Origin of the sequence: uncultured Allobosea sp. (genome assembly GCF_945957345.1) — a bacterium.
Classification (GTDB): domain Bacteria; phylum Pseudomonadota; class Alphaproteobacteria; order Rhizobiales; family Beijerinckiaceae; genus Allobosea.
In genome coordinates this window covers 1-15975 of record NZ_CAMFKW010000076.1, presented here as the reverse complement: position 1 = coordinate 15975, position 15975 = coordinate 1, and the positions used below count along the sequence as shown (strand labels likewise).

General features: G+C 61.6%; 12 protein-coding genes and 2 pseudogenes. 10 read left to right on the top strand and 4 right to left on the bottom strand.

Annotated elements, in window-relative coordinates; all coding sequences use genetic code 11:
• Positions 1-61 precede the first annotated feature (61 nt).
• Positions 62-1009 carry a LysR family transcriptional regulator gene (locus tag Q0Q36_RS23625; protein WP_293802030.1) on the bottom strand — a complete coding sequence of 316 codons (948 nt, stop codon included), beginning with the start codon at positions 1007-1009 and terminating at the stop codon, positions 62-64.
• Between the two features lie 172 nt (positions 1010-1181).
• Here Q0Q36_RS23625 and Q0Q36_RS23620 point away from each other — a divergent pair, with 172 nt between their 5' ends.
• On the top strand, positions 1182-2417 hold the full coding sequence (locus tag Q0Q36_RS23620) for an allantoate amidohydrolase (RefSeq protein WP_293802028.1): 1236 nt from the start codon (positions 1182-1184) through the stop codon (positions 2415-2417).
• 108 nt (positions 2418-2525) lie between these two features.
• Here Q0Q36_RS23620 and Q0Q36_RS23615 read toward each other — a convergent pair whose 3' ends face one another.
• Entirely contained in the window at positions 2526-3959 is a 1434-nt protein-coding gene (locus Q0Q36_RS23615; RefSeq protein WP_293802026.1) for a chlorohydrolase family protein, read from the bottom strand.
• 183 nt (positions 3960-4142) lie between these two features.
• On the opposite strand from Q0Q36_RS23615, the gene hydA reads away from it, so the two are divergent.
• From hydA to Q0Q36_RS23570, 9 genes and pseudogenes are all read left to right on the top strand, one after another.
• Positions 4143-5558, top strand: a complete 1416-nt coding sequence (gene hydA, locus Q0Q36_RS23610) for a dihydropyrimidinase (protein WP_293802024.1) — start codon at positions 4143-4145, stop codon at positions 5556-5558.
• Between the two features lie 70 nt (positions 5559-5628).
• Positions 5629-6756 (top strand): ABC transporter substrate-binding protein, encoded by a 1128-nt coding sequence (locus tag Q0Q36_RS23605; protein WP_293802022.1) that lies wholly within the window; start codon positions 5629-5631, stop codon positions 6754-6756.
• A 137-nt stretch (positions 6757-6893) separates the two neighbouring features.
• Positions 6894-8342 carry an amidohydrolase family protein gene (locus tag Q0Q36_RS23600; RefSeq protein WP_293802020.1) on the top strand — a complete coding sequence of 483 codons (1449 nt, stop codon included), beginning with the start codon at positions 6894-6896 and terminating at the stop codon, positions 8340-8342.
• Complete coding sequence (locus Q0Q36_RS23595; RefSeq protein WP_293802018.1) at positions 8342-9811, top strand: amidohydrolase family protein; 1470 nt, start codon at positions 8342-8344, stop codon at positions 9809-9811. Before Q0Q36_RS23600 ends, Q0Q36_RS23595 begins: the two co-directional genes overlap by 1 nt.
• 10 nt (positions 9812-9821) lie before the next feature.
• A complete protein-coding gene (locus Q0Q36_RS23590; RefSeq protein WP_293802016.1) occupies positions 9822-10913 on the top strand; it encodes an ABC transporter ATP-binding protein in 1092 nt (363 codons plus the stop codon).
• A 3-nt stretch (positions 10914-10916) separates the two neighbouring features.
• The gene (locus tag Q0Q36_RS23585) at positions 10917-11825 is read left to right on the top strand and encodes an ABC transporter permease (protein WP_293802014.1); all 909 of its coding nucleotides are present in this window, start codon (positions 10917-10919) and stop codon (positions 11823-11825) included.
• Positions 11822-12688 carry an ABC transporter permease gene (locus Q0Q36_RS23580; RefSeq protein WP_293802012.1) on the top strand — a complete coding sequence of 289 codons (867 nt, stop codon included), beginning with the start codon at positions 11822-11824 and terminating at the stop codon, positions 12686-12688. The genes Q0Q36_RS23585 and Q0Q36_RS23580 overlap by 4 nt, the downstream gene beginning before the upstream one ends.
• Positions 12689-12716: 28 nt before the next feature.
• The gene (locus Q0Q36_RS23575; protein ID WP_293802010.1) at positions 12717-13493 is read left to right on the top strand and encodes an FCD domain-containing protein; all 777 of its coding nucleotides are present in this window, start codon (positions 12717-12719) and stop codon (positions 13491-13493) included.
• An 80-nt stretch (positions 13494-13573) separates the two neighbouring features.
• Positions 13574-13684, top strand: a pseudogene (locus Q0Q36_RS23570) (transposase); the annotation flags it as partial.
• A 602-nt stretch (positions 13685-14286) separates the two neighbouring features.
• On the opposite strand, the gene istB reads toward Q0Q36_RS23570, so the two are convergent.
• Both istB and Q0Q36_RS23560 read right to left on the bottom strand, forming a co-directional pair.
• A complete protein-coding gene (gene istB, locus Q0Q36_RS23565; protein ID WP_293802032.1) occupies positions 14287-15015 on the bottom strand; it encodes an IS21-like element helper ATPase IstB in 729 nt (242 codons plus the stop codon).
• A pseudogene (locus tag Q0Q36_RS23560) lies at positions 15015-15975 on the bottom strand (IS21 family transposase); the annotation flags it as partial. The pseudogene Q0Q36_RS23560 and the gene istB, both read right to left, overlap by 1 nt.

Below are 15975 nucleotides of genomic sequence, written 5' to 3'. Positions count from 1 at the left end.
GGGATCAGCCTATCCAGTGGACGGGTTTTACTCCGCCCGCACCAGCACAAATGCCAGCGCTTCACTGGATGGTTTTCTCACCGCCGCACACAGGATCGCCTTGAGGCAAGCCTGGCGCTATCCAGCAGGGATGCTGGGCCGCCGCCAAGGCGGCAGCGGTCTCGACGGCCGATCTCGCCGATACGGAGCCGGACAACGGAGCGATGGCAAACATCGTCAGCGGACGAATGGGTGGCGAGCAGCCGATCGTCTTCAGAAGCCCGCTGCCGAGTTCGCTGGCGTAAAGGTTTTCCGGTACGTAGGCGATGCCGATGCCCGACATCGCCAGAGACGCCGCGGTGCGAAACGTGTTGCAGATCGTGATCCTGCGGAATCGTACGTCGTTGGTGATCAGCCACGACAGCGTGGATCCACGGAACTGCCACTCTCGGGACGTCGAAATGATCGGGGCGAGCGCCATCGCGGCCGGCGTGAGGACGTCCGGCAATCCTTCCACAGCGGGGCTCGCGACCCATACGAACTGTATGCTGCCGAGCTTGCGCGACGAGAACTCGGAGGGGTTCATTTCCGAAGCAGCAAAGATCATGTCAAGCGTTCCTCGCAGCAACCTGTCCTCGAGAATGTGAGACAGGGACACTTCGATCTCCAGCTGGATTGCGGGGTGAGACTTCCTGAGACCGGCGACGAAGCTCGGCAACCAGGTCAAGGCGACGACTTCGGTTACGCCCAGCCGGACGTAGCCACTTGCCCCGGCGTGGCCGGCGGCCGCTTTCGCGAACCGCTCGGCGGCATCGAGTATCTGCTCTGCCAACGGGACCAGTGCAGCACCCTGCGCAGTCACCCTGGCGCTGCGCTGCGTCCGGTCGAACAGGATCACACCGAGGTCGGACTCGAGCTCCTGGACCCGCATCGATACGGCCGATTGCGTGGCGTTCAGGCGATCGGCCGCTTTCGCAAAACTGCCCAGCCGGGCTGCCCAGTAAAACGTCTCGACCTGCCTATGGTTCATGGCGGACCAACTGGTTCCCCGCCCTTGGCTCACAGGCACTGGCCGCCGCGCAAGGGCCGGAATGATTCACCAGTTTTCCTGAACACGAATCCGCAGAACATTTCGATTTTCCACGAGACGGGCGCGACCTAGGCTTACTTCGTAAAGTTCTTGACGCAACAGGGAGAAGGCGGTGCCCGAAATAAGAATCGATGCCGATTTCGTGGAGCGCTGTGTGATGGAACTCGCAGCCTTCGGTGCCGCCGGGGAGACCGGAGTCTCGCGTACGGTTTATTCTCCCGAATGGATCGGAGCGAGCCGGTGTTTCAGCTCTTGGTGTTCCGAAGCGGGACTGGCCGTCCATCATGATGCCGTCGGAAATGTCTGGGGCAGGTTGGAAGGCTCGCATGGCGGCAAGTCGATCGTCTCGGGCTCCCACATCGATTCTCAGATCAACGGCGGTCGCTACGACGGTGCGCTGGGCGCCATCTCCGCATTCATCGCCATCAAGGCGCTGAAGGAACAGTTCGGGCAGCCTCGCAGAACGCTCGAGGCCGTGGCTTTCTGCGAGGAGGAGTCGAGCCGTTTCCCCAACGCCAACTTCTGGGGCTCGCGCGCGATTACCGGACGTATAAAAAGGGAGGATTTGGAAACGGTCCGCGCCTTCTCGGGCGAGACGATCCGGGAGGCGATGTACGAAATCGGCCTTGATCCGTCTCGCGTCGCGGACGCCCGGCGCGACGACATCGACACGTTCATCGAATTGCACATCGAGCAGGGTCCGATCCTTGAGCAAGCCGACTTTCCGGTGGCGATCGTCGACGCGATCACCGGCATTCGCCACTATCACGTGACGATCCGCGGTACCGCCAACCACGCCGGCGCGTTTCCGATGGATATCCGCAAGGACGCGATGGCGGGGTTTGCCGAAATCGCCTCCGGTGTCGTCGATACGGCCCACCGTATGGGACGGCCCGCGGTCACGACGATCGGCCGGGCTTTGATCAGTCCGAACTTCCCCGGCATAATTCCGAGCAAGGTCGAATTCACCGTTGATGCCCGGCATCCGGATCCGTCCGAGCGAGGCAAACTCTACAAGATCCATGAGAGCCTCATGCAGGAGGTGGCATCCAGACGCGGCCTGGATCTCGAATGGAGAGTGATGATCGATCATGAGCCTGCGCTTTCCGATCCTGATCTGGTCGACATGTTCCGAATGACGGCTGCGGAGCAAGACGTCCCCGTCCTGACTATGGCGAGCGGCGCGGCGCACGATGCGCAACAGATGGCTTCGATCGCCAAGATGGCGATGATTTTCGTTCGCTCCAAGGACGGGCGAAGCCATACTCCCGAGGAGTTCTCCTCGGTCTCCGACATGGTGAGCGGCATAAAGGTGCTCGCCGCCGGCCTACACAGGCTCGCCTATTGAGCGGCATGCGTTGCCGGACCTGGTATCCCGGACACCCCACGGTTGTGGCGATCGTCCATGGCTGCCGCTCGGTTATTGGGATGACAGGCACCGAGCGGCCTTCGAGTTTCACGGCCTGAATTCGGGGAAGCTCTCGGGTGAGAGCTCGTCGATGCTCCGCGCGGCCCAGTCGCCCTTGTTCATTCCCTTCCACATTTCGTCGGCGGCAGCCTGCAGGTGGCCGGCGAGTGAGCCGCGGTCGAAACCGGGGACCTGCCGGTCCCGCATGACCCAACGTCCATCGATGATACTGCTGTGCAGGTCCTCCGACTGTGCGGAGTAGACAATGTTGCGTATCGGATCGCGTACCGGCGCCATGGAGATGCCGGCCTTGTCCCAAAGCAGCAGATCGGCCTTGGCACCTTTCGCAATGCGCCCAAGGTCATCGCGTCCCAGCGCTGTCGCGCCGCCGAGCGTGGCTGCATTAAACACGTCCTTCGCGGTTGCGACCTCGGTGCGACGATCCATGATCTTGCTGACCACCGCGGACCAGCGCATCGCCTCGATCATGCTCTGCGGGCATGTGTCGGTGGCGATCGTCATGTTCACGCCGCGCGCGAGATACTTGGAAAAACTCTCCATGGCGATGCCGCGCCGCGCGAACACCCATACAGCGTGGGCGACGTTGGTCCCCGTGTCAGCCAATATCCCGATGTCGTCGGCGTGGAAGTTGGCCCAGCTCGTTCCACCGACTATGATCGCATGGCCGAGTATCACGTCGTTCCCCAGAAAGCCGAGTTCCTGCAGCCATTCGATCGGGGATTTACCGTGACGCCTGACGATTTCGGTAAACTCCGGCACCGACTGTGACGTATGCAACGCAAGCGGAACCCGCATGTCTGCGGCGGCCGCGCGCGAACGCCTGAGCAGCGCGGCCGACACGGTGTCGACCTGCGCGGGACTGAGAAAGGTACGGATACGGTCGTCCGCACGTCCGTGATTGGCATGGCAGAACGCTACGGCCTGCTCGAACGCGGCCTGACCGTCGTCCTCGTACCATTGATATTTTACGGATCGGCCGTCGTCCGTGTACCAGCGGCCGGATCGATAACTCTGTGCGACATAGGCCCGCAATCCGATGCGTTCCGCCATATCGATCACCGAGTCTCCCAGGGCGCCGATCTCCATGACGGTGGTTGTGCCGGTTCGGATCAGTTCAAGGCCCGAGAATTCTATGCTCGCAAGCCGGCCCGCCTCGCTAATCGCTCCGTCGCGCGCCGGGAGGAACTCGATTAGCCCCGAAAGGAAGAATTGGCGCGGCCCCCTGTCCTCGACGAAACTCTTGTCGAGCGGTGACTCGGATAAATGCGCGTGGGTGTTGATCAGCCCTGGGGTAAGGACCATTCCCGGTGCGTCGTGTACGGCGTGAAGCTCGCCGTCGAAGCTCTTGCCCACGTGGATGATCTCGCTGCCTTCCCAGACGACGATGCCATCTTTTAGGTGCCGGTGTTCGCCATCCTGAAAAGCAATGACGTGGCCAGCTCTGATACCGCTTCGTTCCATTTTGCCGGTTACCTCTTTCCTTTCCGGATATCGTCAGATCGTGCTTGACACGAATAGCGAACCTATATCATCATCAAAGATGAACATAAGCAAGTGTCACCTTGGCCAGAGCCGCAGATCACCTTCAAAGGGCATCCGCGCTGACGGCACGACCGGCCCATCGGCCAGATTGGGGAGCCAGTTGTGAACGTTGTATTCAGAGGCGGCGCCGTGGTCACGGCGGCGGAAACCTATCCTGCCAGCCTGCTTGTCGCCGATGGCAAGATCGTAGAGATTGGCGCGGTCGCGAGCCCTGCGGGAGCCCAGGAGATCGATGCCGCGGGCTGCTACCTGATACCGGGCGGCATCGACGTCCACACGCATCTTGACACGCCGGACTTTAATGCAAGGACGGCGGATGACTACGCTACCGGAACGGTGGCTGCCGCATGCGGGGGAACTACGACCATCATTGATTTCTCGCGCCAGGAGAGAGGACGCTCCCTCGGCGAGGCAATCGATACCTGGCATGAGAAGGCACGCGGCAAGTCGGCGATCGACTATGGCTTCCACATCATAGTCATCGATATGTACGAAGGAATAGAACACGATCTCCGTCGGCTGCCGGAGCTGGGGGTCACCAGCTTCAAGCTTTTCATGGCCTATCGCGGGCTTTCAATGGTCGACGACAGGGCCTTGCTGACGGCGCTCGACGCGGCACGCGAATGCGATGCGCTCGTCATGGTGCACGCCGAGAACGGTGACGCTGCCGACTACCTGCAGAAGCGCTTGCTGTCGGAGGGGAAGAGAGCCCCGAAATATCACGCGCAATCGCGCCCGCCGCGCGTCGAAGCTGAGGCCACTGCGCGCGCGATCGCTCTTGCCGAACTTGTCGGGGCGCCGCTCTATGTCGTGCATCTCACCTGTCGGGAGGCACTAGACGAGCTTCGGCGGGCGCGCCTGCGCAACGCCGATGTCCTGGCGGAGACATGCACGCAGTATCTCTATTTGACCGCCGCAGACCTTGATCGCCCGGGCTTCGAGGGCGCGAAGTATGTTTTCACGCCGCCGGCCCGCAGCGTTGAGGATCAGGAGGCGCTTTGGGCGGCTCTGAACAGGGGCGAACTTGTCACCGTATCTTCCGACCACGCACCGTGGAACTATGGCGGCGAAAAACAACTCGGACGTGACAATTTCACCCTGATTCCGAACGGGGCTCCCGGCATCGAGGAGCGAATGACGATGGTGCATGGCGGCGTTTCCGCCGGCCGGTTCGATCTCAATCGTTTCGTGGACATAACGGCGACGGGACCGGCCAAGATCTTCGGGCTCTATCCGCAGAAAGGCTGCCTGGCAGTCGGCGCAGACGCCGACATCGTCGTCTGGGATCCGCAGGCCAGCGGGGTGATCACGCAGGAGCGACTTCACCACGCGGTCGACTATACGCTCTATGAAGGCTGCGAATTCCGCGGGGCTCCACGCCATGTGTTCCTTCGCGGAAAACAGATCGTGCAAAACGGCAGATATATCGGCGAGGCAGGGTATGGCCGGTATGTCAAGCGTCGCGGGCCGCGGGCCCAACGCCGGCTGATGGCCGCGTTGGGTCCAGGGAGATCCTAGTTCAATTGACAAGAAACCATAACGCAGGATGGACGAAGGGACTTCACTCCAACCAGAATGGGATAAGTCGATGATGGGAAAGACGTCGATCAGCCGTAGAGGCGCATTGGCACTGATGGGATCCGCCGGAATGACCCTGGCCATGCCAGCGGTGCTGAGAGGCCGGGCAGAGGCGGCCGAGACCGCACAAATGCCGGAAATGACCGAGGTACCGGAAGCACTCAAGGGTTCCGGGGTGGTGCGCGTGGTCGGCTTCGGAGGGACCGGGCAGACGGCGATCCGCGAGGCCTATTTCAAGCCGTTCGAAAAGCTTACCGGCATCAAGGTCATCGACAGCGAGGGCTCTGATCCGAACAAGGTCAAGGCGATGGTCGAGACCGGTAATGTGGAGTGGGACGTATTCCTGACCAGCATGGCGACTATTTCCCGTCTAAGGGATCAGGGCGACTATTTCGAGAAGGTGGATCTGGATCTGCTCGACACCGCCAACATACCGACGCAAAACTATCAGGAGTACGGCGTCGACACGCATGCGTTTGCGCATGTGATCGCCTATCGAAGCGACGTGTTCCCGGAAGGCCCGAAAAACTTCATCGAATTCTGGGACACGACCAAATTCCCCGGCCCGCGCACCATGCCGACCGGCACCGGCGGCTTCGCGATACCGCCGCTGGTGGCGGCAGTGATCGCCGATGGCGTGCCGCTCGACCAGGTCTACCCGATCGATATTCCGCGCGCCTTCAAGAGCCTCGATAGGATCCGGGGCTCAGTCAGCAAGTTTTGGGAAGCCGAGGCGATGCCGATCCAGATGCTGGTCGACAAGGAGGTGCCGCTGGCGATCGCCGGAAGCGGTCGTGTCGTGCAATTGCAGCGTGACGGCGTGCCCGTCAAGATCAGCTGGCATGGAGGCAACCTGGTCAACAATTCCTGGGCGATCCCGAAGGGTGCCGCCAACGCCGAAAATGCGCGCAAGTTCATTGCCTTCGCGACGTTGCCGATCTCGCAGGCACGGCAGTCCTTCCTGATTCCGAACGGCTTCGTGAACCGCGCCGCCGCCCAGTACATCCCGGCCAACATACTCGCCGAATTGCCCACCTCACCCGGCAACATCGAGCAGTTGGTGCCATTCGACTACCTGTGGTGGAAGAAAAACAAGCCGCAAACGGAGCGCCGCTGGAACGAGTGGATTCTCCAGTAGTCCGGCCTTTGCCTGCGGGCGTCTCGCCCGCAGGCATTTCACGACAGCTATGACGATCGTCAGGCCCGCGCGCAGCGCAGGTTGCCACCAATACGCTTGATATGAAGGAACATCGGGCCATGACCAGGGAAAAACCAGTGTTGATCGAGGGCGGCACCGTCGTTGCATTCGACGGCAAGCAGCATCGCATCATCGACAAGGGATATGTCGCCTTCGCCGGAGACGAGATCGTTTCGGTGGGACGCACCTTCTCCGGAGAGGCCGAGACAGTCATCGATGCAACCGGCAAGCTCGTCATCCCGGGCCTGATCAACCTGCATTCCCATGCCGGGGTCGATGTCGGCTCGCGCGCCATCGTGGACGCTGGACGGCGTGACCTATGGCGCTCCGGCTTTCTCAACTTCGAGGGCCGGATGGGCCCGGATGCGGTCAGCTTCGGCCGGAAGGCCAATTCCCGTGCGGGTCTCCGCTACGGCCTCGCATCCATCCTGCAGAACGGGACCACCACCGCGATCGAGCTCGGCGGCGCCGATGGCGGCGACGAGCGCGACATGGTCCGCTTTGCCGGCGAGTGCGGCATACGGCTTTACTACGGGCCGACCTTCTATTCAGGCTATTATCACTACGACGAGCGCGGCGGCTTCTATCTCAAGCCCGACGACGCCCACGCCGACCGTGGGTTCGAGGAGGCGCTGCGGTTCATCGACGAATTTCATGGCGCCAACGACGACCTGTTCCGGACGATGATCATCCCTTCGTCCTTCCTGCGCACATCGCGAAATCTGTTCGAGCGCATCAAAAGCGCTGCCGGCGATCGGGGCATCGGGATCACGCTTCACATCGCCGAGTCGATCTGGGAGTTTCACAACGTGGTCAACCGTTTCGGCGTGACCCCGATCCAACTCGTCCACGATTGGGGACTGCTCGGGCCGGAGGTCGTGCTCGGCCATACGGTCTATGTCGGCGGTCACAGCCAGATATCCTGGCCCTACAAGGGCGACCTGGAGGCGATCGCCGAGAGCGGCGCGAGCGTCGCACATGCGCCGGTAACCTTTGCGCGGCGCGGCATGGCGCTCGAGTCGTTCCAACGCTATCGCGATTACGGCATCAATATCGGCATCGGCACCGACACCTATCCTCTCGACATATTGGAGGAGATGAGAATGGTGTCCATTATCGGTAAGACGACCGACAAGAATTTCGAGTCGGCCCATGCGAGGGAAGTCTTCGACGCGGCCACGCTCGGAGGGGCCAAGGCTTTGCGGCGCGACGATCTCGGACGCCTGGCGCCGGGGGCCAAGGCCGACATCGTCCTTGTCGACATGAACAACATGCGGATGGCACCCTACTCGGATCCGATCCGCGCGCTGATCTATTGCGCCAACGGTGAACAGGTGGAGAAGGTGTTCGTCGCCGGACGGCTGGTGGTCGACGAAGGGCGCACGCTCGCGTGGTCGGCGGAGGAACTCCTGGCCGACGCCTGGAAGTCGGCCCGGGACGTGTTGGCGAGCTTCCCCGAATACGATCGCGACGGCAGGACCATCGATGAGGTCTATCCGCCTTGCTATGCGTCATGGGAAGACTGATGGGCTCCGCGCTCAAACGGCCGGAAGTGTCTACGACCTGTATCCGGGGCGCCGATATGGTCATCGCCTGGGACGAGTCCGTGGGCGGTCATTCCTATCTGCCGCGCGCCGATGTCGTTTTCCGGGGCAATGAAATTATATTCCTGGGAAGAGGGTATGCCGGGCACGTCGACGTGGAGGTCGACGGCAGCGGTTATCTTGTGCTGCCTGGTATGGTCGACATCCATAGTCATCCCAGTCTCGAACCCTCTTATCGCGGCATCCGCGAAGAGCATGGCGTGCGCGACATGTACATGACAGGGCTCTACGAGCGTTGTATGGCCTATGGCGTAACACCGAGCTCGCAACTCGCATCGGCCGAGGTCAGCTATTGCGAGCTGTTGCTCAGCGGCGTCACGACGATCGTAGATCTCTCTATGCCCTACGAGGGATGGCTTGACCTGGCCGAACGCAGCGGCTTGAGGGTCGTGGTGGGTCCAGGGTTCGCCTCCAGCCGCTGGAACGTCTCCGACCCGCATCATCTCGACTTCACCTGGGACGAGGAAGGCGGTTTCACGGGCCTGAAGCACGCCTTGGACCTGATCGCCAGCCTCGAAGGACGTGCGGAAGGGCGGCTGACGGGCATCGTCTACCCGGCGCAGATCGATACCTGTACCGAGCCGCTGCTGCGCGAGGCCTTTGCGGCTGCACAGGATCGCAAGCTCCCGATCACGACCCACGTCTCGCAAAGCGTCATGGAGTTCCGCGAGATGCAGCGCCGCACAGGGCTCACGCCGGTCCAATGGGCAGCCAAGGTTGGCATTCTCGCCCCCGGCACGATCCTGGGCCACGCCATCTTCATCGACCAGCATTCGTGGATCCAGTGGTGGACGCGCGACGATCTCGACTTGATCGCGGATACCGGCACGAGCGTCGCTCACTGTCCGACCCCGTTCGCGCGCTACGGTCATATGCTGGAGCACGTCGGGGGTTACATCCGACGCGGCGTCAATGTCGGCATTGGCACCGACACGGTACCTCACAACTTCATCGAGGAAATGCGGTGGGCGCTTGTGCTCGGCCGCATCAGTGCCCGCGACATCGATGCCGTCAGCAGCGGGGAGATCTTCACGGCCGCGACCAAGGGAGGAGCGAAGGCTCTGCTACGCGAAGACATCGGGCGGCTGGCCGTGGGCGCGAAGGCCGACATCGTTCTCGCCGATCTGGGTGATCGCTGGATGCAGCCGGCGCGCGATCCCCTGCGGTCGCTGATATTTCATTCGGCAGACCGGGCCATTCGCCACGTCTACGTCGATGGGCGGCAAGTCGTTAAGGATGGCGAGGTGATGACGCTCGATCACCAGCGGGCCCTCTCGATATTGGCTCGGGACCAGCGTGAGATGGAGGAGATGGTGCCAAGGCTCGATCCTCGAGGCCGCGCTTCGCTGGAGATCACGCCCTTGTCGCTGCCGTATTCGCGCGAGGCATGAAGGGATGCACATGAAAACAATCAGTGGCGCTTCAGTTCGTTGTGAGAATCTTCGGAAGACCTTCGGAGCCGTCAAGGCCGTCGACGACGTCAGCTTCGAGATCGGCGGCGGCGAGTTCGTGACCCTGCTCGGGCCGAGTGGATCCGGCAAGACCACCACGCTGATGATGATTGCCGGCTTCGAAGTGCCTTCGGACGGCGACATACTCATCAACGACCGAAGCGTGGCGGCGGTTCAGCCGCGCAGCCGCGACATCGGCATGATATTCCAAAACTACGCGCTTTTCCCGCACATGACCGTCTACCAGAACGTTGCGTTTCCGCTTCGCATGCGCGGGCGAGAAGATCAGGAAACCCGTCATCGTGTTCGTGTCGCGCTGGAGACGGTGGGCCTGACGGGCTATGACAACAGGTTTCCCCGGCAGCTCTCGGGCGGCCAGCAGCAGCGCGTGGCCTTCGCTCGCGCCATCGTTTTCGACGCGCCGCTGCTGCTGATGGACGAGCCGCTCGGCGCGCTGGACAAGCAACTGCGCCAAAGGCTTCAGCTCGAGGTAAAGCGCATCCAGCGAGATCTCGGCGTCACCGTCATCTACGTCACTCACGATCAGGAGGAGGCGCTCATCATGTCGGACCGCATCATCCTGATGAACGATGCGCGGATAGCCCAGATGGGAACTCCGTCGGAACTTTACGATCGCCCGGTCGACAAGTTCGTGGCGAGCTTTCTCGGGGAGTCCAATATGCTGCACGGACGAGTCGATCAGTCGCAAGGCGATGAAGGCAGCATGACCCTGAACGGACGCGTCGTGACCGGCCAGGTTGCCGCAGGCCTGGGTGCCGGCGATCCGGCGTTGCTGGTAGTCAGGCCCGAGAAAATCCACCTGACCGACGGGCATTCCGACATGAGGACAAATCGATTGTCCGGGCAGGTTCTGGAGTCGATCTATGTCGGCGACCATCTGCGGGTCGTCGTCGGCTTGGAAGGCGGGGAACAGCTTGTGGTCAAGCATCCGACCTATTTCGGCGGGCGAAACATAAATATCGGCGATATCGTGGAGGTAGGCTGGCATCCGGCCGACACACGTATCTTGCGGGAGTCGTAGATAATGGTCCCGGCAACGCAGGTCACGGCCGGCATCTCGCCACCCGGAGCGCAGGAGCGACGCCGCTTATATCGGCGCATCCTGTTCGCCGAGCAGCTCCGCTATGCTTTACTCGTCGCGCCGCTGATCATCTATCTCCTCATATTTTATATCTACCCGGTTGCATCCATGCTTGTTCGAAGCTTCATCGGCGACGGTGGGTTCACGCTCGAATATTTCGAGCGTCTGTTGGAGACCCCGGTCTACTGGCGCGTCTTCTCAAATACCGTATTGCTGGCGTTGGCCACCACCTTGATCTGCCTGGCGCTGGCGTATCCACTCGCCTATGCGATGAGCCGTGCATCCTCGACGCGGGCGGCGATCATGTTCGCCCTTGTTCTCTTGCCGTTCTGGACGAGCATCCTCGTGCGTTCCTACGCATGGATGGTCCTCCTCGGGCGCAGCGGAATCTTCAACGATTGGCTCTCTCGCGCTGGATTGATCAAGGAGCCGCTCAATCTCCTTTATACCCCGTTCGCTGTCTACGTCGCGATGGTCTATGTGCTGTTACCCTTCATGATCCTGCCGCTCTACTCCGTTCTGCGCTCGATCGATCCCAGCCTGCTGCGAGCGGCGGAGGGACTGGGAGCCTCTGCTCGGCAGATTTTCTTCCATGTCGTCGCACCGCTGTCGAAGCCCGGTGTGGCCGCCGGTTGCCTTGTCGTCTTCATCCTCGCGCTGGGCTTTTATATCACCCCCGCGCTTATGGGTGGCCAACGAGACGTGACGCTGGCAATGCTGATCGCTCAGCAACTCGACATGTATGAGTGGAATTTCGCTGCCGTCCTGGCGTCGATGCTTTTGTTCTTCTCGCTGGCGGTTTTCTTCATCTTTGACAAGATGATCGGGATAGAGCGGATGTTCGCCCGATGACGAGAACCTTGGCAAAGGAAATGAGCGGAGCGTCTCGCATAGGCTGGCTGACCAGGAACCTGGGCTCGGTCCTGCTTGAACTGGCTGCCGGCCTCGTCATGCTTTTCCTGGTCGCACCCATCCTGGTGATCGTGGTGGTGTCCTTTTCCTCGGCAAACTATCTGTCGTTCCCGCCGCCCGGCTTCAGTCTGCGCTGGTATGCCGACTATCTTGATCAGCCGGGATGGGTTCACGCCACCATCCTGAGCATCTGGACCGCCGCCTGCGTCACGATCATCGCAAGCATTCTCGGGACTGCTGCGGCAATCGGTTTGGTTCGCGGTCGTCTGCCGGCAAAGCGGCTGCTGAATGCGTGCATCCTGTCGCCGCTCATCGTTCCAGGCATCGTTGTGGCGATCGGAGTTTATTTCTTCTATGTCCAGATTGGGCTGATAGGCTCTCCCCTAGCGATCATCGCCGCGCATAGCGCCTTGGCGGCGCCGTTCGTCGTACTCAATGTTTCCGCAACCCTTTATGGGTTCAACCAGCGGCTGGAGCAGGCCGCTCAAAATCTGGGGGCGACACGCTGGCAGACTTTCCGCTACATCACCCTGCCCATCGTAAAGCCGGGCATCGTTGCGGGAGCGTTGCTTGCATTCGTGACATCGTTTGACGAGTTGATTGTCGCCTTGTTTGTCTCTGGCACGGGTGCGGTAACCCTCCCGCGCAAGATGTGGGATAGCATCCGGTTTGGACTGGAGCCAACCATCGCGTCGGTGTCTGTCTTGACAATCGTCGTCTCGGTGTTGGCCTTCCTTTCAGCCGAGTTGCTGCGACGCCGAACACTGCGGATGATGGCAAGGGAGTCACAATCCGAGGCATGATGGACCGATTTAAGAACAGCGGGAGGCCATGAGTTCTGTAATCAACTCGGAGGGCGATGCTCAGACACGAACTGATTTCGTGGCCCTCACACTTCTCAGCGGCAGCTCGGAGCCGATCGGCAATCATCGGCTGGTAGAAGCTCTAGTCGAAAACGGCATCGTTGTTGCAGAAGCGACAGCAGGCAGGATCTTGCACAGTCTTGTCATACGAGGTTTTGCTCAAACTCTCGGAAAGCGAGGACGCATTGCGACCGATGCTGGATTGGCCAGACTGGAAGAACTTCGAGAGGAGCGTCGTAGACGTGAACGATCAGCGCGCATCGCAGCCTCGGCGGATGTCGCGGATCTCGACACCCTGCTCGAAATGTTGCATGTGCGGCGCGCCATAGAACCCGAGGCCGCGCGACTGGCATGTGAACATGCGGACCCCCAAGACCTTGCAGAACTCGCCAGTTTAGCGTGTGCGCATTGCCTCGCGGCGACGAAAGGTGAAGAATGGTTGCCGCCGGCGGTTTCTTTCCACCGCCGCCTGGTGCTTGCATCCCACAACCGAGTTCTGACTGAAATCGGACTAATGGCTATCGAACAGACCGATTCCTACCTGCTCGACAAAATATCGCTTGACACCCGATACGCCAAGATCACCGCCGAGGAAGTGGACCGAGATGCTCGGCGTTTTGCGTCCGATCACGAGCGTATGGCCGCTGCTGTCAGCCAGCGAGATGAGACAGCCGCCGAGGTGGAAACACGCCAGCATATCGATAAGCTGATCGACAGCGTAAAACGTTTTAAGAAAATCCGTTGATTGGCAGCGCAATGCCCGTGACCTGAGCCCCTGAATCTCCTCCGGATTTTGGTAGAGTCCGTCGTTCACGGAGACGGACGATGCGACCATCACGGTTCACCGAGGAACAGATCATCGGGATGCTGAAGGAGCAGGAGGCCGGCGCGAAGACGGCTGATGTCTGCCGCAAGCACGGTATCTCGGCAGCGACCTCCAAAGAGCGTTAGCGCCGTCACCGGGTTCGCGAACATAGCAGACGATAGTGGCGGCGAGTGCCGAGCAGAATGTCATGAGAGCGCCGACCGGGAGGTCAGGCAACAGTTCGCCCTCGATGTGTGCGCCGATGAGCCACCACGGCGCGGACAGCGCGAAGGTGACCAGGAAGAACGTCGCCAGTCCCTAATCGCGCTGCGGCTGTGCGGCTAACAGTTCGATTTCCTCCACAATCGCCCCCTCAGATTGGCCTTACGGGGGGCGCGCCGTTCAGCGCGAGGTAGCCACGGATGAATTCAGTCATCGCCGCCAGGTCGCCGCCCAGCGTATAAAACTCCGCAGCGTATTCGGGGAGGGTTGGGCGACTGAACCTAGTCCCGCTCGCGTCGACGAAGACCAGATCTGTCAGGCCCAGAAGAGTGTCGGGATTGTCGATGAGGCGGTCTCCCTCGATGATGGTGTCAAACGGCCCGCAAAGTTGCCCCCCAATCGGCGTCCAATGTTGACCCCTTGAGTATGCTTCGCGGCGAGGAGGCGGCGCGGCGGAGCTGGTCTGGATTGCGCAGCCGCGCCGGCTCCGGATCGGTGGTGTGCGGGGAACTCAGAGCCTGTTCTTGAAGCGCCAGCTCTCGTTGCCGGTCTCGACGATGTCGCAGTGGTGGGTGAGCCGGTCGAGGAGCGCGGTGGTCATCTTGGCGTCGCCGAAGACGGACGGCCATTCGCCGAAGGCGAGGTTCGTGGTGACGATGACGGAGCTCTGCTCGTAGAGCCTGCTGACCAGGTGGAAGAGCAGTTGCCCGCCGGACTGGGCAAAGGGCAGATAGCCGAGTTCGTCGAGGACGATGAAGTCCATGCGTGCGAGATAATCGGCCATGCGGCCCTGGCGGCCGGCGCGGGCTTCGGCCTCGAGCTTGTTGACGAGATCGACGACGTTGAAGAAGCGGCCGCGAGCACCGGCACGGATGCATGCCCGGGCGATCGCGATGGCGAGATGGGTCTTGCCGGTCCCAGTCCCGCCGACGAGGACAACATTGCGCTGGTGCGCCAGGAAGTTGCCGCCGGCGAGATCATGAACGAGGGTCTCGTTGATCGGGGTTCCGTCGAAGGCGAAGTCGGCGACATCCTTGGCGAGCGGCAGCTTGGCGATGGTGATCTGATACTTGATCGAACGAGCCTGCTTCTCGGCGATCTCGGCGGCGAGCAGATCGCCGACGACGCGCTGCGGCTCGTGCTGGCGCTTCACCGCCGAGGCGATGATCTCGTCGAAAGCGGTCTTCATGCCGTAGAGTTTGAGCTCGCCCATGGTGGCGAGAATCTCCGAGCGTTCCATCACACGGCTCTCCTGAGGCTGTCGTAGCGGGCACAATCGGCGGCGGGCTCATGGCGCAGGCGCAAGGCATCGGGCGTCATGATCGTGATCGCTGCCGCCGGCTCGCGGCGCCGGGCCAGGATGTTGATGATCACGTCGGCGGAGTGGACGCCTTGCCGCAGAGCGTCCGCGCAGGCGGCTTCGACGGCGGACAATCCGTCGCTCAGCACCGCGGTGAGGATCTCGACCATCTGCCTGTCGCCGTCTTGAACGGCCGCGAGCTTGCGCCGGACCCGGTCGATCGCACCGGGCAAGACCCAGTCCTTGAAGGGCGCTCCGTTCCGCAGGGCGCCCGGCTTGCGAGCCAGTACCGGGACATAGTGCCAGGGATCGTAGATGGTCTGGTCGCGGCCATAGCAGCGGGGATGCTCGCCGACGATACGCCCGTCCTGGCGCAGCTCGATCCGATCGGCATAGGCGCGGATCTCGACGGGGCGCCCGACCGCACTCGCGATGACCGAGTACTTGTTGTTGTCGAAGCGCACGAGACAGGTCTTCGACACCGAGGCTGGCAGTGAGTGGAAGCCGTCGAACCGCCCCGCGTAAGGCACCAGGCTCGGGCGCTCGGCTTCGAACATCTCCCAGATCGTGCGGTCACGTTGCTCCGGATGGCGGTGAGCCTTGGCATAGCGGAGCACCTGATCCATCAGCCAGGCGTTCAACTCGTCGTAGTTCTTGACCCGCAGGCGCGGGGCGAAGAAACGCTCCCGCACGAGCCCGACCTGGTTCTCGACCTGTCCCTTCTCCCAGCCGGAGGCCGGCGTACAGGCGACGGGATCGACCAGATAATGGCTGCACATCTGCTGGAAGCGGCGGTTATAGGCCCGCTCCTTGCAGACGAAGATCGTCTCCACCGCGGTCTTCATATTGTCGTAGATGCCGCGCGTGCAGGCGCCTTTGAAGAAGGCGAAGGCCCGGTCA

Coding starts and splice junctions, on each gene's coding strand:
- Q0Q36_RS23625 (WP_293802030.1), bottom strand. CDS start 1,009: ATGAACCATAGGCAGGTCGAGACGTTTTACTGGGCAGCCCGGCTGGGC.
- Q0Q36_RS23615 (WP_293802026.1), bottom strand. CDS start 3,959: ATGGAACGAAGCGGTATCAGAGCTGGCCACGTCATTGCTTTTCAGGAT.
- Q0Q36_RS23605 (WP_293802022.1), top strand. CDS start 5,629: ATGATGGGAAAGACGTCGATCAGCCGTAGAGGCGCATTGGCACTGATG.
- Q0Q36_RS23595 (WP_293802018.1), top strand. CDS start 8,342: ATGGGCTCCGCGCTCAAACGGCCGGAAGTGTCTACGACCTGTATCCGG.
- Q0Q36_RS23590 (WP_293802016.1), top strand. CDS start 9,822: ATGAAAACAATCAGTGGCGCTTCAGTTCGTTGTGAGAATCTTCGGAAG.
- Q0Q36_RS23585 (WP_293802014.1), top strand. CDS start 10,917: ATGGTCCCGGCAACGCAGGTCACGGCCGGCATCTCGCCACCCGGAGCG.
- Q0Q36_RS23580 (WP_293802012.1), top strand. CDS start 11,822: ATGACGAGAACCTTGGCAAAGGAAATGAGCGGAGCGTCTCGCATAGGC.
- Q0Q36_RS23575 (WP_293802010.1), top strand. CDS start 12,717: ATGAGTTCTGTAATCAACTCGGAGGGCGATGCTCAGACACGAACTGAT.
- istB (WP_293802032.1), bottom strand. CDS start 15,015: ATGGAACGCTCGGAGATTCTCGCCACCATGGGCGAGCTCAAACTCTAC.